21 protein-coding genes and 2 tRNA genes are annotated in these 21,579 nt (G+C 64.5%); 14 read left to right on the forward strand and 9 right to left on the reverse strand.

Annotated elements, in window-relative coordinates:
* Window positions 1-3: 3 nt before the first annotated feature.
* A complete protein-coding gene (locus tag FRZ32_RS02420; protein ID WP_147042002.1) occupies window positions 4-3,507 on the reverse strand; it encodes a helicase-related protein in 3,504 nt (1,167 codons plus the stop codon).
* A gap of 25 nt (window positions 3,508-3,532) precedes the next feature.
* Window positions 3,533-4,396 carry a BrxR family helix-turn-helix transcriptional regulator gene (locus FRZ32_RS02425; RefSeq protein WP_147042003.1) on the reverse strand — a complete coding sequence of 288 codons (864 nt, stop codon included), beginning with the start codon at window positions 4,394-4,396 and terminating at the stop codon, window positions 3,533-3,535.
* A gap of 101 nt (window positions 4,397-4,497) precedes the next feature.
* Between FRZ32_RS02425 and FRZ32_RS02430 the strand changes: the two genes are divergently transcribed.
* The 6 genes from FRZ32_RS02430 to FRZ32_RS02455 all read left to right on the forward strand — a co-directional run bounded on the left by FRZ32_RS02430 (window position 4,498) and on the right by FRZ32_RS02455 (window position 9,135).
* Window positions 4,498-4,734, forward strand: coding sequence for a DUF2188 domain-containing protein (locus FRZ32_RS02430; protein WP_113420032.1), 237 nt, complete (start codon window positions 4,498-4,500; stop codon window positions 4,732-4,734).
* A gap of 23 nt (window positions 4,735-4,757) precedes the next feature.
* Window positions 4,758-5,723: a CBASS cGAMP-activated phospholipase gene (locus tag FRZ32_RS02435; protein ID WP_147042004.1), complete on the forward strand. Its 966-nt coding sequence runs from the start codon at window positions 4,758-4,760 to the stop codon at window positions 5,721-5,723.
* A gap of 4 nt (window positions 5,724-5,727) precedes the next feature.
* Window positions 5,728-6,981, forward strand: coding sequence for a nucleotidyltransferase domain-containing protein (locus FRZ32_RS02440; protein ID WP_147042005.1), 1,254 nt, complete (start codon window positions 5,728-5,730; stop codon window positions 6,979-6,981).
* Between the two features lie 264 nt (window positions 6,982-7,245).
* The gene (locus tag FRZ32_RS02445; RefSeq protein WP_147042006.1) at window positions 7,246-8,445 is read left to right on the forward strand and encodes a DUF5343 domain-containing protein; all 1,200 of its coding nucleotides are present in this window, start codon (window positions 7,246-7,248) and stop codon (window positions 8,443-8,445) included.
* Between the two features lie 172 nt (window positions 8,446-8,617).
* Window positions 8,618-8,704 (forward strand) — tRNA-Pro (locus tag FRZ32_RS02450).
* 23 nt (window positions 8,705-8,727) lie between these two features.
* Window positions 8,728-9,135: a type II toxin-antitoxin system PemK/MazF family toxin gene (locus FRZ32_RS02455; RefSeq protein ID WP_147042007.1), complete on the forward strand. Its 408-nt coding sequence runs from the start codon at window positions 8,728-8,730 to the stop codon at window positions 9,133-9,135.
* 146 nt (window positions 9,136-9,281) lie between these two features.
* On the opposite strand, the gene FRZ32_RS02460 is transcribed toward FRZ32_RS02455, so the two are convergent.
* Together FRZ32_RS02460 and FRZ32_RS02465 are read right to left on the reverse strand one after the other, a co-directional pair.
* A complete protein-coding gene (locus tag FRZ32_RS02460; protein ID WP_147042008.1) occupies window positions 9,282-10,244 on the reverse strand; it encodes an IS1595 family transposase in 963 nt (320 codons plus the stop codon).
* 103 nt (window positions 10,245-10,347) lie between these two features.
* The gene (locus tag FRZ32_RS02465) at window positions 10,348-10,665 is read right to left on the reverse strand and encodes a hypothetical protein (protein WP_147042009.1); all 318 of its coding nucleotides are present in this window, start codon (window positions 10,663-10,665) and stop codon (window positions 10,348-10,350) included.
* A 557-nt stretch (window positions 10,666-11,222) separates the two neighbouring features.
* Here FRZ32_RS02465 and FRZ32_RS02470 point away from each other — a divergent pair.
* Genes FRZ32_RS02470 through FRZ32_RS02480 form a run of 3 tightly spaced genes read left to right on the forward strand, consistent with a single transcriptional unit; the run spans window position 11,223 to window position 13,836 of the window.
* Window positions 11,223-11,762: a DUF3489 domain-containing protein gene (locus FRZ32_RS02470; RefSeq protein ID WP_147042010.1), complete on the forward strand. Its 540-nt coding sequence runs from the start codon at window positions 11,223-11,225 to the stop codon at window positions 11,760-11,762.
* A complete protein-coding gene (locus FRZ32_RS02475; RefSeq protein WP_243445168.1) occupies window positions 11,759-12,181 on the forward strand; it encodes a DUF2924 domain-containing protein in 423 nt (140 codons plus the stop codon). Before FRZ32_RS02470 ends, FRZ32_RS02475 begins: the two co-directional genes overlap by 4 nt.
* Entirely contained in the window at window positions 12,178-13,836 is a 1,659-nt protein-coding gene (locus FRZ32_RS02480; RefSeq protein ID WP_147042011.1) for a recombinase family protein, read from the forward strand. The genes FRZ32_RS02475 and FRZ32_RS02480 overlap by 4 nt, the downstream gene beginning before the upstream one ends.
* A gap of 242 nt (window positions 13,837-14,078) precedes the next feature.
* Here the strand turns inward: FRZ32_RS02480 and FRZ32_RS02485 are convergent.
* Window positions 14,079-14,168, reverse strand: a tRNA-Ser gene (locus FRZ32_RS02485).
* A 188-nt stretch (window positions 14,169-14,356) separates the two neighbouring features.
* Between FRZ32_RS02485 and hspQ the strand changes: the two genes are divergently transcribed.
* From hspQ to FRZ32_RS02505, 4 genes are all read left to right on the forward strand, one after another.
* Window positions 14,357-14,734, forward strand: a complete 378-nt coding sequence (gene hspQ / locus FRZ32_RS02490; RefSeq protein ID WP_147042012.1) for a heat shock protein HspQ — start codon at window positions 14,357-14,359, stop codon at window positions 14,732-14,734.
* 105 nt (window positions 14,735-14,839) lie between these two features.
* Window positions 14,840-15,319, forward strand: coding sequence for a 50S ribosomal protein L21 (gene rplU, locus FRZ32_RS02495; RefSeq protein WP_147042013.1), 480 nt, complete (start codon window positions 14,840-14,842; stop codon window positions 15,317-15,319).
* Between the two features lie 26 nt (window positions 15,320-15,345).
* Window positions 15,346-15,615 carry a 50S ribosomal protein L27 gene (gene rpmA / locus FRZ32_RS02500; RefSeq protein WP_147042014.1) on the forward strand — a complete coding sequence of 90 codons (270 nt, stop codon included), beginning with the start codon at window positions 15,346-15,348 and terminating at the stop codon, window positions 15,613-15,615.
* 178 nt (window positions 15,616-15,793) lie between these two features.
* Window positions 15,794-16,345 (forward strand): GNAT family N-acetyltransferase, encoded by a 552-nt coding sequence (locus FRZ32_RS02505; RefSeq protein WP_147042015.1) that lies wholly within the window; start codon window positions 15,794-15,796, stop codon window positions 16,343-16,345.
* Window positions 16,346-16,382: 37 nt separating this feature from the next.
* Here the strand turns inward: FRZ32_RS02505 and FRZ32_RS02510 are convergent, their stop codons facing one another.
* Window positions 16,383-17,222 carry a metal-dependent hydrolase gene (locus tag FRZ32_RS02510; protein ID WP_147042016.1) on the reverse strand — a complete coding sequence of 280 codons (840 nt, stop codon included), beginning with the start codon at window positions 17,220-17,222 and terminating at the stop codon, window positions 16,383-16,385.
* A 123-nt stretch (window positions 17,223-17,345) separates the two neighbouring features.
* On the opposite strand from FRZ32_RS02510, the gene FRZ32_RS02515 reads away from it, so the two are divergent.
* The gene (locus FRZ32_RS02515) at window positions 17,346-19,358 is read left to right on the forward strand and encodes an ATP-binding protein (protein ID WP_147042017.1); all 2,013 of its coding nucleotides are present in this window, start codon (window positions 17,346-17,348) and stop codon (window positions 19,356-19,358) included.
* On the opposite strand, the gene FRZ32_RS02520 is transcribed toward FRZ32_RS02515, so the two are convergent.
* From FRZ32_RS02520 to FRZ32_RS02530, 3 genes are read right to left on the reverse strand one after another with little or no spacing between them, the layout of a single operon-like run.
* The gene (locus tag FRZ32_RS02520; RefSeq protein ID WP_147042018.1) at window positions 19,315-20,202 is read right to left on the reverse strand and encodes a hypothetical protein; all 888 of its coding nucleotides are present in this window, start codon (window positions 20,200-20,202) and stop codon (window positions 19,315-19,317) included. The genes FRZ32_RS02515 and FRZ32_RS02520 overlap by 44 nt on opposite strands.
* 29 nt (window positions 20,203-20,231) lie before the next feature.
* The gene (locus tag FRZ32_RS02525; protein ID WP_147042019.1) at window positions 20,232-20,552 is read right to left on the reverse strand and encodes a tudor domain-containing protein; all 321 of its coding nucleotides are present in this window, start codon (window positions 20,550-20,552) and stop codon (window positions 20,232-20,234) included.
* Between the two features lie 55 nt (window positions 20,553-20,607).
* On the reverse strand, window positions 20,608-21,579 hold the full coding sequence (locus tag FRZ32_RS02530) for a diacylglycerol/lipid kinase family protein (protein WP_147042020.1): 972 nt from the start codon (window positions 21,577-21,579) through the stop codon (window positions 20,608-20,610).

The raw sequence follows: 21,579 nt of genomic DNA on the forward strand, positions 1-21,579 counted from the left end.
CCTTCATCTCGGCTCCTCCGCGCGCTCAAGCAGGCGCGGAAGGTCGAACTGGATCGCCGTTTCGAGGAATGACGGTTCCCGTTCGACCAACGGGCCGCGCACATAGCGCGGCGCATGGGCGAAGCCGCCGGTGACTGAAACGATCGCGAGGATGAACTTCTCCGGCTCATGCAGGGAGGTGATGACTTCCTGGCGGGTGATCATCACGGAGTCCGCGCCGTCGATCCGGCCCTTCACTTCGATGAAGCGCAGATGCCCTGACTTCGGATCGTGCGAGGCGATGTCGTAGCCGATCTTCTGAGCGGAGACGTCGACCGGAGCGTGCCCCAGCGCGCGTTCCGCCGCCATCACCGCCTGCATCGCCGCGAGTTCGATCTCCTTGCGAGCGGCAGGGTCTTCAGCAAAGTGGTTCGGAACGCTGGGCGCCTTGCGTGCATCCAGAAGGCCGCGCGGGATGACCACCATGCCGCCCCGCACGCGCGGCGGCTGCGAAGAGATGAACCGTTCCTGCTGGAGCTGGTCCATCCGGCGTTTCTGACGCTCCGCCAACTCCTCGGCCCGGCGCTGCGCGTTCTGCCAGTTGAGCCGCGTCTTCTTGCCGGCCTTCTCCTCCTCCTTGAGTTCGAAGGCTCGCGAGTCCCAATAGTTGATCTCCTTCTTGAGGCGCGACCGGACCTCCTGCTCGACCTTGTCGATCTCGGGTATGCGACGCGCCTTGACCTCGGCGACGTGCTCCTGGGCCAGCTCCACCGTGGCGAAGCGCACGGCCGTTTTCTCCAACTCACTCGTCAGCCAATCTTCATCGAGCAGGTCGCGCACGGCCTCGACCTCCTCGGCCGTGGCCGGGCGGAGGTTGAGATGCGGAGCGATCCCGGCATTCGCTGCCTGGCCGGCCTTGTTGATGGCTGCGAACTGCAGCCGCTGCGAGATCACATGCGGCTTGCCCGCACTGGTCGTGCGGCCGTCCTGCACCGTGTGTTCGAGCAGGAAGATCGCCGAGAGCGCCTCGCTCGGATCGGTTTCATCCACTAGGATCGCGCCCTGGCGCATGATCGACTCATACTGCTCCCGGATGAGGCTGATCACCGCTTCGAGCAGCGGGTGCCCTGGGCAGATGAAGGCTGCGACCGGCTGCTGATTGATCTGGCTCTTGTCGAAACAGATCCGCTCATATTGTTTCTGGATCGGCGCGCCAGTGCCGATCTGACGATCACGCTCGCGAACACGTACCGGGACGTGGGTGACTTCCCAACGGCCTTCCTCCCGGCGCTTTAACCGGCCGCCGAGATGCTGGAACGCTTCGATGAAGAAGCTCTGGATGTGATGCGGCTGGAGACGCTGTGCCTCGGCCTTCTCCATCTCCAGCCGCAGTTCCTCGACCTTGGCTGCGGGCATGGTGTCGTTGGTCAGTGCCCGCCGGCGTAACAGTTCCAAGAGATGCGACTGGTCGACCGCCCCGTCGACCTGGCGGAACAGGTAGGCCTTCACGTCCTCCCGCTCGCCATATTGGATCGCCTGGAAGAGGAGGTCCTTGAGCGAGGTGCCTTCGAACAACTCGCCGAGCACATCGTAGACGCGGCCGCCCAACGCTTCACGCGCGGCTTCCAGCTTCTCGAGCAAGCGGGCATAGACCTCGCCCTCGCGCGTCTCCGCCGCAACCAGATTCCAGAGGTGGCAAACCTCGGTCTGGCCGATGCGGTGGATGCGGCCGAAGCGCTGCTCGATCTTGTTGGGATTCCACGGCAGGTCGTAATTGACCATCAGATGCCCGCGCTGGAGGTTGACGCCCTCGCCAGCGGCATCATTGGCGATCAGCACCAGCAGGTCCTTGTCCTGCATGAAGCGCTCGATGACCTTGCGCCGCTCCTCGCGCGTCACCCCGCCATGGATCACATCCACCGCTTCGGGATTGCCCAGGCGCGCGCGCACCTTCTCCAGCAGATAGTGGAGCGTGTCCTTGGGCTCGGTGAAGATGATCAGCTTGCGGCGGTTGCGCGCTGCGTCGATCATCAGCTCGTCATCGAGAATACGGTTGAGCTGGGTCCATTTGGTATCCACGCCCGAGCGCAGCACGCCCAGCGCCATGGATTCGAGCCCTTTCAGTGTCTCGACCTCCAGCGCGAGCTGCTCGACCGTCTCCGCCGTCGTCGCGCCCGTGGAGATCAGGTCTTCGAGTTCGTCGACCTCTTCCTGGCCATATTCATCGATGTTGCCCAGCATGTCGGGATTGACCGCGGGTTCCGCGACCCCGGCGCGGCGCCCCTTGGCCGCGAGCCGCGCCTCGCCGAGTTCGGCTTCCAGCCGCTCGCGGCGACGCTTCAGCGACTGATAAATGGCGGCCGGTGACGAGGCGAGGCGTCGCTGGAGGATTTGCAGCGCGAATCCGACATTGTTGCGCTTCTTGTTGTCGCCGTCGGCGAACCGCTCCACCCGATTCATCTCGTTACGGACATAGTCGGTAACGGCGGTGTAGAGCGCGGCCTCCCCTTCCGAGAGCTGATACTTCACGGTGCGCGCGCGGCGGGGCGGGAATAGCGGCCGGCCGTCGAACTTGAGCAGCTCCTCCTTGGTCAGCCGCCGCATCATGTCCTCGGTGTCGGCGTAGTGGACACCGTCGCGGAACCGGCCCTCGAAGCGGTCGCCGTCGAGCAGCGCCATGAAGAGCTGGAAATCCTCTTCCTTGCCGTTGTGCGGTGTGGCGGACATCAGCAGCAGATGGCGGCAGATCTGACCGAGCTTCTGACCGACTTGGTAGCGGCGCGTGTATTTCACCTCGCCCCCGAAATAGGTGGCCGACATGCGATGCGCTTCGTCGCAGATGATCAGGTCCCATTCGCGCGCGCTCATGAGCTTCTCCTGAAGCTCCTCGTTTCGCGCCAGCACGTCGAGCCGGACGATCAGCCGGTCCTTGTCGCTGAACGGATTGCCCGAGCGTGAGGTCTCGATCATGTCGCGGGTAAGGATGTCGAATTCCAGATTGAACTTCTGGCCGAGTTCGTCCTGCCACTGCTCGACGAGGCTGCCCGGTGCGACGACGAGGCAACGCTCCAGGTCGCTGCGCGCGATCAACTCCTTGATGAAGAGGCCGGCCATGATTGTCTTGCCGGCGCCGGGATCGTCCGCAAGCAGGAAGCGCAGCGGCTGGCGCGGCAGCATCTCGCCATAGACGGCCGAGATCTGATGCGGAAGCGGATCGACCAGACTGGTGTGGATCGCAAGATAGGGGTCGAAATAATGCGCCAGCTTGATCCGGTTGGCCTCGGTGACGAGGCGCAACAGTTCGCCATCGGCGTCGAACGACCAGGGCCGGCCACTCTGCTCGACTTCGAGCCGATGCTCGTCGTCGCGGTAAAGCACGGTCTCCGCGACCGTGCCGTTATGATCGCGGTAGACGATGCTGATCGCCTGATCGCCGATCCAATCGACCGAAACGACCTGCACCGGCTGCGCGGAAGCGACGCCGCGAACCGACGCACCGTTCTTTATGTCTTCGAGCCTCGCCCCCATTACCCCGCGCTTCCCCCCTGTGTCTTCATAGCTGAAGCTCCGCCTTCTCTAGAGCGGCCTCGGTTTCCTTACGGTTTATTGTAACGATATGCTGTGTGCGAGCGCTTTGCTTGGCCGCATCGCCGAGCAGGCCAAGTCTTTTCAAGACATAAAACAGCATCGCGTAGCGAACCGACAGGACGCCATTGCCCTGATCCAGGCCATAGTCCTTGGCGACGACCTTCTTCTGACTCTCGGTCAGAGCAGGGTGCGGGCCGATGACCACATCGAAATAATTGTTCCAGAGCCAGTCCTGCTCTCCCGTCGCGCCGGGAACGCCGGTGGCACCAACCCCCAATATGCGCGGCAGAAGGAAGTCCTTGAACTTGTGCTCGAGGTGGCAATAGGCCCGGACATGCCAGCGGAAACCGTCATAGCCGAAGGCGTGTGGCGTGATCCTGCGCCAGATCGGGTCCGGGCGCGCCTTGTTCATCGACTGGTAGAAAACCTCGACGGACACGCCCTCACGCACCGCATCGAGAATCTTGCGCAGGACCTCGATGTCGATGTCCCGCTTGGGCGTCAGGGCCACATCGGCGCTGGGAAGCGCCGCGATCCAGGAATCATGAGAGGGAGCGGCGCCTTCGGCCACCGAGCGGAGCTGTCCGAGATAGACATATGGATCGGGATCGAGAAAGCGCAGGACGAACTTTTCGGCGGCGACGTAGCGCTTGCCGCGCGTGTCGTACTCCATGTTGCCGGGCGCCCGCTCTTGGTAGAGCGTGAGGTCCTTTGATGCCTGGGGAATCGATACGCCGAAAAAATCGACGATATCGGCGCGGTTGATCGATCCCTCCCAGAACAGGCGGAACTCAATAAACTCAAGCCTTTGCTCGACACCCCAGCGCACCAGCGACCTCCCATACGGATATAAACTATCCTGATCTTGACAGAAATACGTGTAGTTGATATACGCATTATCGTCACTGAGTCAATGGCGAGGGAACCGCGATGGCTGATAGATATGTCACCAAACACCCCAAGGGCTGGGCCGTGAAGGCGCCCGGCGGCGAGCGCGCGAGCAGCGTTCACCCCACGCAGCGCGAAGCCGAGCAGGCCGCCAAGCAGACGGTCCGCAAACTCGGCGGCGGCGAGGTCCGCATTCAGGGCCGCGACGGCCGCTGGCGCGATTCCGATACCGTCCCGCCTGGCAACGACCCCAATCCGCCCCGAGACAAGAAGCACTAGGCGGCGAAGATAGGGAGCGCGCGTTGAAACGGATCCTGACAATCGACGGTGGCGGCATCCGGGGCACGTTCCCGGCGGCGTTCCTTGCCAATCTGGAGCAGGATCTGGGTCAGCCGATCGGCCGCTACTTCGATCTCATCTCCGGCACCTCGACCGGCGGTATCATCGCCATCGGACTGGCGCTCGGCATGCGCGCGGCCGACATCCTCAAGCTCTATGAAGACCAGGGACCGGCGATCTTCGCGCAGACGCGCGGCGGGTTGGCCGGCTGGCTCGGCAGGCACCTGCGCAAGGGCCGGTGGCTATTCTGGGGACCGAAATACAGCGCGCAGCCCCTTCGCGATGCCCTTCGCAGCGTCCTGGGCGACCGCAAGCTCGGCGAGGCTCAGACGCGCCTGGTGATCCCTGCGTGGCATCCCCAGACGCAAGGCGTCTATATCTTCAAGACCGCCCATGACCCCCGCCTCCGGACCGACTACAAGGAGCTGGCGATCGACGCGGCGATGGCCACGGCAGCCGCACCGACCTATTTCGCGCAGCATGTCACCGCCAACGATGTCGGCCTGGTCGATGGCGGGCTCTGGGCGAACAACCCGACCGGCATCGCCGTGGTCGAGGCCATAGCGACGCTCGGCTGGTCCGTCGACGACATCCGGGTTCTCAGTATCGGGTGCCTTGAAGACATCAAGGTTGTCCGCGAGGCCTATGGCGCCGCCAGGCTCGCGCCGCAGCTTGCCAGCCTCTTCATGGCCGGGCAGTCTCACGGCTCCCTCGGCATCGCCCATATCCTTACGGGCGATCCGCACGACCGGCGCGCCATCTACCGCGTGTCCCAGCCGGTGCCCGACGGCTTTTATTCCCTCGACGACACCAGCCGCATTCGCAGCCTCAAGGACCGTGCCTTCGCCGAGGCGCGCATTCAGAAACCCATCCTTCAACCGCAATTCTTCGGCGCGCCCGCTGAGGAATTCATCCCTCACTACAGGTGACGCCATGACCGTGCATGACAAGCGGCTTGCAAAGTCGCACGACGATATTCTGGAAGCGATGGCGGATGCGCTCGACATCCCACCGTCCAAGTTCGAAGAGGCGAAGAACCGCTATGAGGCGATCGGCAACTGGCTCGATCGGCCCGAATCCTCCATTGCCCAGTACGACCCGTCGATCTCGCCGCAGGGGTCTTTCCTGCTCGGTACGGTGACGCGGCCGCTGACCGACACCGAGGAATATGATGTCGATCTGGTGTGCCGTCTCGAAGCGACCAAAGCCGACTTCACGCAAAAGAGCCTGAAGGAGGCGGTCGGCCGCGAAGTCGCCCTCTACGCCAGGGCGCATGGCATGGTGGTCCCTGAGGAGCGGCGGCGCTGCTGGACCCTGAACTATGCAGCCGGCGCTCAATTTCACATGGACATTCTGCCGGCTTTGCCCGACTCGCAGCGCTATCAGGTCAAGCTCCTTATGGAGGGCCACCGCGCGCTCGCGCAGGATGCTGCGTTGAGCGGCCATGCCATCGCCATCACCGACAAGACCCTGCCGCATTACGACCAGCCGACGGAGGATTGGCCGCAGAGCAATCCGACCGGCTATGCGGCCTGGTTTCGTGGCCGGATGCGCGTGCGCCTCACCGAGGCAAAACGCGCGCTTTCCCAGCGTGAGCGGATTACCGCCGTCGAGGAAATTCCCGACTACAAGGTGAAGACCCCGCTCCAGCGCGCGATCCAGCTCCTGAAGCGCCATCGCGACTGCATGTTTGCGGAGGATGGCGAACACAAGCCGATCTCGATCGTTATCACAACGCTGGCCGCGCACGCCTACAACGAGGAGCCCACCATCTCGGCGGCGCTGCAAAGCATCCTGACCGGCATGGATCGCTTCATCGAAGACCGCGGTGGCATCGCCTGGGTGGCGAACCCGGTAAACCCGGGCGAGAACTTTGCCGATAAATGGGCCGAGGAACCCAGGAAACGCGAGAACTTCTACCGCTGGCTCGATCAGGCTCGGCAGGATTTCGCGCTTTATCTGCGGGCAAGCACGTTCGACAAGGTGCCCGATCTGCTCCGGGAGCATCTTGGCGCCAAGCTGGTCGACAGCACGATGGCGGCGGTGATGCCGGCCGCGATCGCCGGCCTCGCGGCCCCGGCGATCGCGGCCAGCGTCTCCGACACCGAGGACATGGCGCGTGCCGGGCGCGCCGTCGAACAGATCAATCGCTCCGGGCCGCAGTCGAAGCCTTGGGCAAGGTCGTAGGCAAACCGCCCAACCTGCTGACGCTCGAGGAGGTCAAGGCCGCAATCGCCTTTGACCAGCCGAAGCTGCGCGCATCGGCGGACGGTGAGAAAATACATATCGGGGGCAGCTATCTCGTATTTGAAAAGGATGTTGGGCGATTAGATACTTGTTTGGACCACTGCACAGCCACCTAGCCTCATAGGTTAGCAAGGCTTGCCAAAAGGCCCCGCTCACTCCTTTGGGGGTGACGAGGCCTTCTTTTTGCGTGCGGGCTTCACTGGCTTGGCCGGCGGCCTCACGGCGAACAAGCCGGTAATCGCTTCGCCCGTTTTCAGCGGGGCAAGGCTGACAGGCTTTTCCTCAGGCACCGACACAATCCCGGTATGGGCGGGCCTTCGACCAGAGCCCCCGCAACATCTGGCCGTCTCCGCGCTCCCACGCGCCCGCAAGCTCTGCGGCCAACGTGTCGTCCAGCTCAAAAACGTCATTGCAGGGAAAGCCGACAGGATCGACTTTACCGTCACGCATAGCTTCAACCCTGTCCGGGTTAAGCAGGTATGCGAGCCTATTTTCGACCTCAATCGCCAGCCGGACGAGGGGCTGGCCGCCGGACGCTCTTGCCAAAACCTGTGGATAACTCACGGCCATTCTCCTTGGATTTCAGCCATTTTCGCAGGTCTGCGGGGTTACTCAATTGCTTTGTTGGCATTCATCCTTGACGGGCGGAGGCAAAAAGACGATTGGTATCACCGGCAACAGCTTGGCGAGGGACGTGGTATGAGCGAGACAATCGGAACGGACGGCGGGAAGCGAGCAATCCCGTACGTGTCCTTTGCGACGTTCGAGACCTTCGTGTCGGACCTCCGCGAGAACGGCATTCCGTCTCGCATCGACCGCAGCGTTCTGAAGCGCTTCGCAGGCGGCACCGCCTCGCAGCTTTTGACGAGCCTGAAGGCGATGGGCTTGATGGAAGAGAACAACGTGCCGACGCCGGCGCTTCGCCGGCTTGTTGAAGCCCACGCGACCGAGATGTGGAAGGATGAGATTTCCGACCTCACCTGCCGGGTATTCGAGCCCGTAACGGAGATGGACCTGATGACTGCGACGCCGTCGCAGTTCGCCGAGAAGTTCCGCGCTTCGTTCACCGGCGGGGAAGAGGTCCAGAGAAAGGGTGCTGCCTTCTTCTTCAACGCCGCCAAGATCGCCGGGATCGATGTGGGCTCGCGCATCTTGGCGAACAAACGCCCCAACAGCGGGCCGCGGAAACCGCGCTCGGCAAAGAAGGCCAAGTTGAAGGAGGAGGCGGTGACGCCCATCGATCTCACGAAGCCAAAGGACGAACAGGAGCAGCCTCGCAGGGCATTGCATCACGAACTGGTGGACATCCTTTCCAGCAAAATGAGCGATGAGGAGAAGAATGCCGTTTGGACGCTTGTCCTCTACCTCAAGGGGCTGGAGGCGTCCGAACCGAAGGAAAAATAATGACGGCGGAGGCCGCTACCAACGAACGCTCCGCCGCCATTCGATCCAAGGAGACACGCGATGAACGAGCCACCTTAGCTTTCCCGGTTGCCGCTGGCGTTGCAACCAGTTGCAATCGGCAGACGCCGCTAGGGCGTCAGGGGCCGGGGAGCAATCCCCGGCTCCACCCTTTGCCCCCGTGCCGAAATCGGTAGACGGGCCACAGTAGGACTGTGGTGGGCCACTCCGGCCCGTGCGGGTTCGAAGCCCGCCGGGGGCACTCAGCATATATGCGAGATAACGATGGCACTCAACTTCTACCCGCGCGCGGGACAGGTCTACATCGCTGACTTCAGCGGCTTCGTGCCGCCGGAGATGAATAAGAAGCGCCCTGTCGTGGTTATCTCGCCGCGCCTCCCCTACCGAGGCGAGATCGTCACCATCGTGCCGTTCAGCACTACGGAGCCGGTTCACAACCTGCCTTTCTGCGTGCGTCTCTCTAAGAACTATATGCCGGGCCAGGATGAGGCCATCCCGGTTTGGGCCAAATGCGATATGCTGCTGAACGTGGCCAAAGACCGCCTGAACGCCATCAAGATCGGGCGGCGAAAGTACGCTTATCCCCTCCTCAGTGAGGCGGATTTAGAGGCTGTTAAAGCAGGCGTGCTATGGGGCCTCGGCATGGGTACGTTGTTGCAACCTGTAGCGTGATGCACTACATATCCGTGGTACCCCGGTCATCGGGCTCTAAGACCTAGCTTGCTAGGCAGGTTGCCTAAACGGGCGATGACAAGCCCACTGGCAACCTTAGAAACTGTCAAGTCCGGAGCCCCGCCGAAAGGTGGGGCTTCGTCATTTTAGCCCACCAGCGCGGCGTAGCGAAGGCGCTTGCTAGGAGCGGTGCGAAGCACGCTCACGGCGCGGTCGCCGTCGGTCATTTTCCGGCTGTTCCAGCGACGATCAAACTCCGCCAGATAGCGGGAAAGATGCTTGTCGCTTACGTGGTGGAACGCGCCGATGATGCCGCGCTTCAGGAGGCTGTGATAGCTCTCCGCAAAGTTCGTGTGGAAGATGATCCCGCGCACGAACGTCTGGCTGTGATCGACCGTATGGTGGCTGTGAAAGTACTGATCTAGCCCGGTGTAAGACAGATGGGCGTCCGTCACGATGTTGGCCGACTGGTCGACGATAGGACGGGCCAGTTCCTGTAGCGTGCCCTTGCGGACGTTCGGAACATGCACCGTCTTAACGTCGCCCTCACGGTCGATCAGCGTCATCACGGCGGCTTTCTTGCCGGCCTGCGCGGTACGATTGCGGTGGCGGTTATTCTTCTTTTTGCCCCCTACGAAGGTCTCGTCCAATTCGACGATGGCGTCCGGGCCGGAACCAAGCATACCGGCCAGAGGCTCCTGTAACATCGCTTCGCGGACCCGGTGGCACATGAACCACGCCGACTTGTACGACAGTTTGAGCTGGCGGCTGAGCTGGTTTGCGCTCACGCCCTTCTTGCTGCTGCACATCATGTAAATGGCGTAGATCCATTTCCCGACCGGGATGTGCGCGCCCTCAAAGATCGAGCCGCTGGTGACGCTGAATTTCTTCCGGCAGGCGCCGCATTTCCACTGCTTGCGGACGGTCGGCTTAACCTCTCCGGTGCGCGCATCGCGGCGGACGTACGCAACCTCGTAGACCTTCTTGCCGCCTTCGCAGAGCGGGCACGTCACGTTGCCGTTCGGCCAACGAAGGTCGGCGAAAGCTTGCTGCGCGGCGGCTTCGTCGGTGAGGAAGCTGGCGATATCGGCGATGCTGTTCAGTTCCATGCCGATTATGTAGCACAGGATTTTGGTCCAAACAAGTACCTAATCGCCGGATGTTGTCTCGGCTCCCGGCGGACCGATCGCCGAATTCAACATCAGGATCGAGTTACCCGATCTCTATCCACGCCACGAACCCAAGGTTTTCGAGGTCGGTGGGAAAATCCCGCGCACGCCCGAACGTCACATCAATCCCGACGGCGATTGCTGTATTACGGTGTGGGAAAACTGGTTGGTCACAGCCGATGACCACTCCCTCGGCAGTTTCCTCAGCGGCCCGCTCAACGAATATTTTCTCGGCCAGTTCTGGTTCGAGAAAACCGGGAAATGGCCCTTCGGCGAAAGGGCGCACGGAACGCCCGGTCTCGAAGAAGCCTATGCGGATGCGCTGGGAATCCCGAACAGGCGGAGAAGCCTTCTCTACCATCTGCGGCTGCTATCCCAGGATTGGCCGAAAGGTCACTGGTCGTGCCCATGCGGAAGTGGCAAGCGCCTGCGCCATTGTCACCGCGACGAAGCGATGGCCATCCACCAGCGCGTTCCGCCGAATGTCGCCCGGCGCATGCTCCGCCGGCTGAATCCCAGGAAGGTAATGAGTACACACTCTCGCGCACATGCTGATCCGGGAACTGGCCCTGGAGCGCGGCTACAACGCCGCGAGTATTGGTAAATGTATATATGCAGACGTCGCGAATGCAGAGATCAAGCCGGATTTCTCATCCGAGCGGGGGAAATCGCCATCTCGATCGTTCCCTCGTGGTACCCGCCCTGGAAAAAATCCCGAAGTAGCAATGGATAGACAAAGTCCAGACCCAGCTTTTCCAGCGTATTCGCATATTCCATTCGACTTCGCTGGCGACGCAAGCATTGCTGTCGTCACTGAATGGCGGCCGACCTGATCGGTCGCTACCCCGACCGGCGTAACCGGCGGGGCTTCGGGTGGTGGGAGCGGCGCGGTGCCGCTCCGAAGCAGGAGCACCATCCATGACCAGAACCCTACTCCTCAATGATCTTCAGCTCGTCCTTCTCTCGACGGCCTCGCAGCGCGATGACGGCCGCCTTCTGCCGCCGCCGGACAGCATCGGCGACCGTACGCCCGCAGTAGATAAGGCTATCAAATCCCTCCTCCGGCGCGGCCTGGCGGCGGAACCCGATACATCGGATATTGGCGATCCGTCGCCGGCAGACAGGGACCGGATGATCGGTGTGCGGATCACCGCCGCTGGCCGGGCCGCCATTGGCGCAGGTCAGGACGAAGGAGAAGAAGATCGGTCATCCGAGAAGCCTGAGGAGAAGACTCATCCCGAGGCAGAATCTTCATCCCGCCCGGTCAGCAAGATCGGCACGGTGCTGTCGCTCCTTCGGCGCGATGAGGGCGCCACGCTCGATGAGATGGTCGCAGCCACGGGCTGGCTGCCCCACACCACCCGCGCCGCGCTGACCGGCCTGCGGAAGAAGGGCCATGTCATCGCGAAGGACAAACGCGGGGATACGACCTGCTACCGCATCACCGTGGAGGCATGATCATGGCCGGTGTCGATCATGCATTGCAGGAAATCGCGAGCATGTCCCGCACCGAGCTACAGGACCGGTGGGCAAAGCTCACCGGTCGCCCGGTGCCCAAACTCAGTATAGCTATGTTGCGCCTCGCGCTAGGCTACGAGTTGCAGGCCAGAGCAAAGGGCGGCCTGTCGCGCACTGCCCGGCAGCAGCTTGACGGATCGGGGGATGCGCGCCCCCAGGCGATGCCCCTCACGCCCGGCCTGCGGCTGGTCCGCGAATGGCAGGGCAAAGTGCATGTCGTCACTGTCGATGATGCCGGCGCGATCCACTGGAACGGGCAGCGCTGGAAAAGCCTCAGCGAGGTCGCACGCGCCATCACCGGTACGCGCTGGTCAGGCCCCGCCTTCTTCGGCCTCAAACAGCGAAAGGCAGCGGCATGAAGAAGGTCCGTTGCGCGATCTATACCCGCAAATCGAGTGAGGAAGGGCTCGAGCAGGACTTCAACTCGCTTCATGCCCAGCGCGAGGCCTGCGCCGCGTATATCCTCAGCCAGGCATCCGAAGGCTGGACGCTGCTGCCAGACGAATATGATGACGGTGGGCTGTCGGGCGGGACGCTGGAGCGACCGGCGCTCCAGCGGCTGATGAAGGACATTGAAGCCGGCAGGATCGACATCGTGGTCGTCTACAAGGTCGACCGGCTGAGCCGCTCGCTGCTCGACTTCGCGAAGCTGGTCGAGGCGTTCGATAAGACGAACGTATCGTTCGTGTCTGTGACCCAGTCGTTCAACACCACCAACAGCATGGGCCGGCTCACGCTGAACATGCTGCTCTCCTTCGCCCAGTTCGAACGCGAGGTCACCGCCGAGCGTATCCGCGACAAGATCGCCGCATCCAAGGCTCGCGGCATGTGGATGGGCGGGAACCCGCCGCTTGGCTACAAGCCCGATGGCAGGACGCTGGCGATCGTCGATGAGCATGCCGAGATCGTGCGACACATCTTCGCGCGCTACCTTGATCTGGGGAATGTTCGATTGGTTGTCGGCGAGCTGGCCTGCGAAGGTATCATTGCGCCCGAGCGCATTGCCAAGACCGGGAGGGCGACAGGTGGCCGTCCATTCACCCGAGGGCAGATTTACAAGCTGCTCTCCAATCCCCTTTACATTGGCGAGATCCATCATAAGGGTCAGGTCCATGCCGGAAAACACTCGGCGATCATTGATCGGGCCATATGGGACGCTGTTCAGCAGATGCTGGCCACCAACAGGCAGGGCGAAAGAACCGGCAGCAGAGTCAGTTCGCCTAGCCTCCTTGCGGGTCGCATCGTTGATCAGCACGGCGAGCCGCTGGTCGCCGTCCATGCCTGCAAAGGGAAAGTCCGCTATCGTTATTATGTGAGCCGATCACTCCAGCATGATGCAAACCGGCACGCCACTGATGGTCTGCGTATCCCGGCACGGGAAATCGAAGCGGCAGTGATCACCAGTGTTGCTGGGGCGCTCGATGATCCTCTGGCTCTGCTGACTCAGGCCGGCATAACGCTCGACAGTGATCGTCTGCGCATGATCTTCAAGAAGGCCGAACAGCTCGCGGCCTCTGTCCGTAGCAGGCAGCGTGATGTGATCACTGATCTGGTGAACAAGGTGGTCGTCCATCCCCATGAGATAGAAATCCGGCTATCGGTCGCGGCCTTGTGCAGGACTTGCACCATAGATCCCGCCAATAGTCCGGGCAGCATCTCCCTCACCGCGCCGGTTCGCCTCACCCGCACCGGGCGGGCCATCCGGCTGGTTCAGCGCGATGGCCGACCGATGTCACAGGGCAAGCCCGATCCCGGGCTCGTCGAGTTGCTGCGCAAGGCGCGCAGCTGGTGGCAACAGCTTGAGACCGGTACGGTCGACATCGCCACCATCGCACGCAATGAGAAGGTCAATGACTCATGGGTATCGCGCCTCGTCCGACTTAACTTTCTCGCGCCCGCGATCGTCGAAGCCATCCTCGCCGGAACCCAGCCGGCCTCGGTCAGCGCGACATCATTGCGAACCGCCAGTCTGCCGATCAACTGGGACGAGCAGCTCTCCATGTTCGGAATGTGATGGATCTCAGCCTGTCACGACACCTACGGCGCTTCGGCGCCGCTTTGCGTTTCCGGATCGGCAAAGACAGCCGATGCTGACTCACTCCGTACTGCCGAAATGGGCGACGGAGAAAAAGCCGCCAGAGCGACCAAATGTTGCTCCAGATACGCTCTCCGCAGACCGGACGACCTCCGCAAACGGCGCGAAACTGCGCCACTTTCCGGAGTATTTTCCTTTTATATCAATAACTTAAATATATGTGGCGGAGAGGGAGGGATTCGAACCCTCGGTACGGTTACCCGCACAACGGTTTTCGAGACCGCCCCGATCGACCACTCCGGCACCTCTCCGCAAATGAGGCCTGGGCCGCTGTGCGCGGCGACGCCCGGTCGAGCGAGCGGCGCGATTAGCCCAGGCGAAGCCGATTGCCAAGCCTCTCCTCGGCCGGGCCCGCCGCGCGCCCATGCGCGCCGTCCCCTGCCCGGCCGCAGCGCGCGCCTCGCTTGCGGCGGTCCGCGGCCCGTCCTACATTGGGGCCATGAGTGTCCCGGATCATTTTTCGCCTGGCGTGCCCGCGGTGGAGGCGCCGCCGATCGCGCATGCGCGCTTTTCGATCGGCGATGTGGTCCGCCACCGCCTGTTCGATTTCCGCGGCGTGATCTTCGATGTCGATCCGGTCTTCGCGAACAGCGAGGAATGGTATGAATCCATTCCGGAGGACGTGAGGCCGGCCAAGGACCAGCCTTTCTACCACCTGCTCGCCGAAAATTCGGATTCGTCCTACGTCGCCTATGTGAGCCAGCAGAACCTGGTCGCCGACGACGATGCCGACCCGATCGACCACCCGGCCATTTCGGGCCTGTTCGACCGGTTCGAGCCGGGGCGCTATCGGCTGAGGCCCGAACGCCGCCACTAAGCGGCAAGTCCGGTTGACAGTCGCGCCGGCGCTCTGTAGCAGCCCGGCTTTCCGCGTGCGGCGTGATTCCGCGCGCCAAGCAACTTGAAGAAACTGGATAGGCCCATGTTCGCAATCGTGCGCACGGGCGGCAAGCAGTATCGCGTCGCCGCCGGAGACAAGATCGTCGTCGAGAAGCTCGCTGGTGAGGCGGGCGACACGGTGACGCTGGACGACGTCCTGCTGGCCGGCGACGGCGGCGAGCTGAAGGCGACGAGCGGGCTGACCGTTTCGGCCGAGATCGTCGCCCAGGCGAAGGGCGAGAAGGTCATCGTCTTCAAGAAGCGCCGTCGGCACAATTATCGCCGCAAGAAGGGCCATCGCCAGCAGCACACGATCCTGAAGATCGTCGCGATCGGCGGCGAGAAGGCCAAGAAGGCCGCCGCGCCCAAGGCGGAGGCCGCGCCGGCCCCCGAGGCGTCGGAGGCGAAGCCCGCCAAGGCGGCGGCGCCGAAGAAGGCTGCCGCGCCGAAGGCGGAGGCGGCCGAGAAGGCCCCGGCGAAGAAGGCTTCGACAAAGAAGCCGGCGGCTGATAAGGCCGAGTAAAGACTTTCAAGGCATAGAGAAGACCCATGGCACATAAGAAAGCAGGCGGCTCGTCGCGTAACGGCCGCGATTCGCAGTCCAAGCGCCTCGGCGTGAAGAAGTTCGGCGGCGAGACGGTCGTCCCGGGCAACATCATCGTGCGCCAGCGCGGCACCCGCTACTATCCGGGCACCAATGTCGGCATGGGCAAGGATCACACCCTCTTCGCGCTTGCCGGCGGCCGTGTCGCGTTCCGCGACGGCAAACTTGGCCGCAAGTTCGTGTGTGTGGACATGATCGCGCAAGCGGCGGAATAAGGGCAGCCGAGGACGGGCTGCCCGCAAGGGGCGGCCCCAAGGTTCTCGAAATAGCGGACCGAAGTGAGGGAGAGGGTCGCCAGGGGTGACACCTCTCCTTTTTCGTTTCCCTCACGCAATTGTCGCCGGCCTGACATCCTTCGGGACCAAGGGCCGGCAAAGCCGAGAGGAACGAGCGATGTTCGCGAGGACCGAAAGACTGTTGCTGAGGCCCGGCTGGCGCGAGGACGCGCCGGCGCTCCACAAGGCGATCGCCGACGAGCGCATCGTGCGCAATCTCGTCCGTGCGCCCTGGCCCTATGCGATGGCGGACGCGGAGGCCTTCCTGGCCCGCGATCCGGCGCCGGATGCGCCCCACTGTCTCATCTTCCTTCGCACCGGCGGCGCGCCGCAGCTGGTCGGCGGGATCGGCTTCGGCCCGAAGGAAGGGGGCCGCGAGTTCGGCTACTGGATCGCCCGTCCGTGGTGGGGGCAGGGAATCGCGACCGAGGCCGGCCGCGCGCTCATCGCCAATGCGCGCGAGACGCTGCGGATCGATCGCCTGACGGCGAGCCATTTCCTCGACAATCCCGCCTCGGGAAGGGTTCTGGCCAAGCTCGGCTTCCGGCCGACCGGGGTGGCCCGGCCGCGCTACAGCGCCGGCCGGCAGGCCGAGGCGCCATCCCGCGAATTCGCGCTGGACCTCGCCGACGCGCAGGTGCCGCGGGAACCTTGTCCGATGGCGGCATGATCCGATCCTCCCCGGCCACGTCCGGGGAGGGTTCGCGTTAGATGGCGGGCGCCGGCTCGGCCGCGGCCTCTGCCCGCGCGATCAGCGCGCGATCGTCATGGTTCCAGGGGTGGAAGCCCGGAAGGAAGAAAGCGGCCCAGGCGCTGAAGATCTTCCGCAGCATCCCCGGCCGCACCCAGGCATGCCAGAGCACGCGCGCCCAGGCCTTCGGCCCGGTGATCCCGTCCTGGCGAAGCAGCTCGATCACGCCACCGGTACGATCGACGATGAAGTTGCGGGTGACGAACAGCATCACCTTCGCCTTCACCTTCCAGCGCTTGCCGCGCGACCAGTCACGTGTCGCGTGGAGCCACGTGTCGTAAGCCACGCCCTTGTGCTCGATCTCCTCGATCGAGTGCCAGCGCCACAGGGCTGCACATTCGGGGTCGGCACCGGCAAGGTGGCGCGGATCCTTAAGCAGCTGGTGCGCGAGAATCGCGGTGAAATGTTCGAGGCACATGGTGGCCGCGAGATTGACGATCGGCGGCCGGGCGCGGGTCACGGCGAGCCGCAGCTCGACCCGCTGCTCCAGCGGCGAGAGATCATATCCGGCATCGAGCGCGCGCCGGTTGAACTGCACATGCTCGCGGCTGTGCATCACCTCCTGGGTGGTGAACGCCTTGATCTCGGCCGCGAGCCGGGGCGGCGTACCCTCGCGGAACGCACGCACGCTCTCCACGAAATAGGCCTCGCCTTTCGGGAAGGTGGCCGACAGCGCGTTGTAGAAGGCGGTCGCGACCGGATCGCCATTCATCCACCAATGCGCCGTCCCCGCGCCCCGGCCGAAGCGGCGGTCGCGCGGCGTGATGCTGAGATTTTCGGGTGTTCGCGTGGGCATGCGGTTTGTATAGCCATCTATTGACATTCATGTCAATATACGCCGGGAACCGGGGTGAGATCCGCCCGTTTCCGTCGGCCCGAACCTTTCCAAGCGGTTCACCATCCTCTAGGCTCGCACGCAATGGCGGAGGAAGCGATCGACCGTGCCGAGGACGGAGCAAGGCCGTCCCGGAACGCCTTGTGGGTGAGCGCGGGGGCGCTGCTCGCAACGCTCGCGCTGATCGCGCTCATCTTCATGATCGCCTGGTCGAACCGCGCCCGCGACGATGCGCTGGGCTGGGAACGGCGAACCTATGACATCATGATGCGGACGCGGCTGATCGACACGTCGATCGCCCGTGCGGAGGCGGCGCTCGGTCGCTATGTGCTGGACGAAAACCAGCATACCGGCACCGATTATTATAACGAGTGGCGCAACGCCGATTTCCAGATCAACCAGATCCAGCGGCTGCTCTCGCGCGATCCCGATCAGGCGCGGCGGGTCTCCGACTTGCGGCGCCTGTTCGAGCAGCGCAACCGCGAGCTTTCGCCCGCAGCCTCGGCGGCCGAGCGCAGGACCGGATCGGGCGGGATCAGCCTGCTCTACCAGGCCGCCTCGTCGCAGACCCTGCCGCGGCTCCGCGCGACGCTCGATGCGATCGCCAGCGCCGAGCGGTCCAACCTCTCCGACCGGATGGAGCAGACCCAGGTCTTCGTCGAGCGCGCCGACAAATATACCGAATGGCTCGGCTGGCTCGCCATCCTGATCGGGCTCGGCGCGGTCGGGCTCGCCATCCTCGCCTGGCGCGCCTTCCTCGACAGTGTCCGCGCCCGTCGCGAGGCGGACAGCGAGGCGTGGCGCGCGCTCGGGCTCGAACAGGCGGTCGAGGCGCGCACCAGCGAGCTGCGCGAGGCCAATAACCGCCTCCAGGCCGAAATGATCGAGCGCGCCGCCGCCGAGGCGCAGCTTCGGCAGGTGCAGAAGATGGAGGCGGTCGGGCAGCTCACAGGCGGCATCGCGCACGATTTCAACAACATGCTCGCGGTCGTCGTCGGCGGCCTCGATCTCGCCCGGCGCAAGCTGCATGGGCCGCGTCGGGAGGTCGAATTCCACCTCGACAATGCGATGGAGGGCGCGACCCGCGCCGCCGCGCTCACCCGCCGCCTGCTGGCCTTCGCCCGGGCCGAGCCGCTCCTGCCCGAGTCCATCTCGCCGTCCGAGCTGATCGAGGGAATGCTGGACCTGCTCGATCGGGCGATCGGTGAGCGGATCCAGGTCGTGACGCGCTTCGCCGAAGAGCCCTGGACGGTGTTCGCCGATCCGACGCGGCTCGAAAACGCGATCCTCAACCTCGCCGTCAATGCGCGCGACGCGATGCCGGACGGGGGCAGGCTCACCATCGCCGTCGACAATATCCATGCCGCCGATCACGAGATCGACGATTTGCCCGCCGGCGACTATGTCCGCATCGAAGTGACCGACACCGGCACCGGCATCTCGCCCGAACATCTCGAGCGGGTGTTCGAACCCTTCTTCACCACCAAGCCGGTCGGCAAGGGCACCGGGCTCGGGCTCAGCCAGATGTTCGGTTTCGCGCGTCAGTCGGGGGGCCATGCGGCGGTCCAGTCGGAGCTCGGTCAGGGAACCAGCGTCACCCTCTTCCTTCCGCGCGACGCCTCGGACGCGGGCGCCGCCGCCAGGGCCGCGCCCAAGCCCGCCCGCGTTGAAGGCGATGAGCAGGCGGTCGCGGCCGGCGCGCATCGCGGCGCGCGTATCCTGGTGGTGGAGGACGATCCCCGCGTCGCGCGCTCCACCATCGGCGCGCTCGAGGAGCTGGGCTATCGCACGCTGTCGGCGTCCGGCGGTGCCGAGGCGCTCGACCTGCTCGGCAGCGAAGCGGACATCTCGCTGCTCATCACCGACGTGATGATGCCGGAGATGACGGGGACCGAGCTCGCCGCCGCGGTCCGGCCGCTCTATCCGGCCCTGCCGATCCTGTTCGTCACCGGCTATGTCGGCGAGGCGGGCGACGGCCTCACCGGTGGCGAGGTGCTTCGCAAGCCCTTCAGCGTCGCGAGCCTCGCCGCCGCGGTCGCGAACGCGCTCGACGTCAACGGACCGCGCCTCCCCGCAAGAGACGCGGCAGCAGAATGATGCCGGCCAGGATCGGGTGCCGCCGCTGCCACGGCGTCACTTCGATCTTCGTGCCCGCGTGGCGGTTGATCTTCCACGCGAGATAGTCGATCCCCCCGGCGAAGGTGGTGGTCGCCTTGGCGAGGCGCAGCGCGGTGAGCGCCTTTCCCTTGCGCTGCCGTCGGCGCCAGCGCCGCCGCGCCGCACCCGGCCGTTCGCGCGACACCGGCAGCGTCGCCAGCGCCGCCGTCCCGATCCGCAGATAATAATCCTCGTCGGCATCGACGATCGAATCCGGCCGCGCCGCGCGTTCGGCGCGCAACTCCGCGCCATAGGTCAGCGCGAAGCCGGCGCGGAAAATGGCGAGCGGATCGTCCCGGCCGGCCGCCATCGTCGGGCGGGTCAGCGCGAACAGGGTCGGCGCGGCCAGGGCCACCGCCTCGACCACGGTGGCGCGCGCCGCTTCGTCCGCCGCCCAGGCCAGCCGCGACGGCTGGGCGAAGCGGGCCCAGACCGAGGTGCTCGACGCCTCCAGCCCGCATTCGCGCGCGAAATCGGCCTCGCTCAGCACGGCATATTTGGCGGTGAGCCCGTCATGCGCGAACGGGAAGACATTGGGTGGCAGCACCCGGTTGGCGAAACCCAGCCAGCCGCGTCCATAGGCGCCCCGATAATCCGACACGATCAGGTAGAAATCGAGCATCAGCCCGTCGAGATTCTTCTCACGCAGGCACGACCCGTAGAACAGGACGGCGCGGGCCGCGCCCGGATAGAGGGCGGCGATCGCCGCCGCCATCGCTGCGGCGCGCGGATCGATGGGCTTCTCCAGCTCGACGGCGACGAGATCGCGCAGCGGCTCAGCCACGGCCCGCGCCTCCCATCACGGCGCCGCGCTCAGTGCGATCGGCAGAGCGCGCTCGGCCGCTCCTCCTCGCTATTGTCGTCGTCATAGCAGACGAGGATCGTCCGCCCGTCGCGGCTGATCTCCAGGATGTGGGCGGCGAACCATTGGCCGTTGCCTGACCAGACCGCGTCGATCGCACTGCCCGGCCGCCAATCGAACGGCTTGACCTGGTTGTCCGGCCGGATCTCGCTGGTGCCGTCGTCATACTGGATCGCGATGCTGTTTCCGTTGAGGCTGTGGACGGTGCCGGGGAACCAGAGCGGCCCGCCCTCCCATTGCGCCAGAATGCGATCGCCCGGAAGATAGCCCATGTTCCCTCCCCCTTCGGCGCCATCATCATAAGGCGCCGCGGCGAAGTCGCAACGCCTAGGCGGCAAGCCTCAGGAAGGGCACCGGCGGCGTCGGCCGCAGGACGATCGGGCGCTCGTTGTTCGCTTCGAACAGCTCACCGTCCAGGATCACGTTGGACCGCGAGCCAGCGATCCTGATCTCGTCGCCGCGTTCCAGGTGGACGCCGCGCACCACGCCGCGACCCAGCCGGCCGCGGATCGCCGCGACGAGGGCGCCGAGCAGCGCCGGCAGGCTGCGCTCGATCACGAGGAGCTGCATCGATCCGATATTCTTGTCCGCGCCCGGCATCGAGCCGCTCAGCAGCAGGCGCTGGAGCGTCGTCACCATCAGGAAGGCGAAGCTGCCCTCGAGCGTGCCCTGGCGATGCACCGACACCTCGATCGGGCGCGGCGCCAGCGGCAGGAAGCGCAGCCACCGGCCGACGAGCACCGAGAACAGGCCGACGACCAGCGCGATCGCATGGGCGAGGCCGTTGGGCAGGCCCAGCGGGTAGATCTTGTTGCGGCAATAGAGCATCGCATCGGCAAGCCCGGCGCCGCCGAGGAACATGCCGAGCACCGGGCGCCCATCCTCCGCGCCGCTCGACAAGGCGATCAACTCGCGCGAGACGATGTGCGGCGCCATGTCGGTGCGCGCCAGCGCCAGCACGCGCTCCAGCGCCGCGATCGGATCGCCCGCCGCGCCGAGATCGTGGGCGATGAGGTTGGTCTTGCCGTTGGGCAGCACCGCGACCGGCGGCGCCTCGCCGAAATGGCCGCCATGATAGAGCTCGGTCAGCGCGGCCTGAACGGTGCCGTCGCCGCCGTTGATGACGAGCACCCGCGGCTTGACCCGCGCGATCGCCCTCAGCGCCGCACCGATCTGGTCGACATGCTCGACCTCATAGTGGAAAACGTCCGGATTGGCGGCGCAATAGCTCCGCACCCGCGGCAACAGCGACTGGTTGCCGGTCGAGCGAGGGTTGGAGAGGAGCGCGACCAGCGTCAT

The sequence above is a fragment of the Sphingosinicella ginsenosidimutans genome (assembly GCF_007995055.1).
Classification (GTDB): domain Bacteria; phylum Pseudomonadota; class Alphaproteobacteria; order Sphingomonadales; family Sphingomonadaceae; genus Allosphingosinicella; species Allosphingosinicella ginsenosidimutans.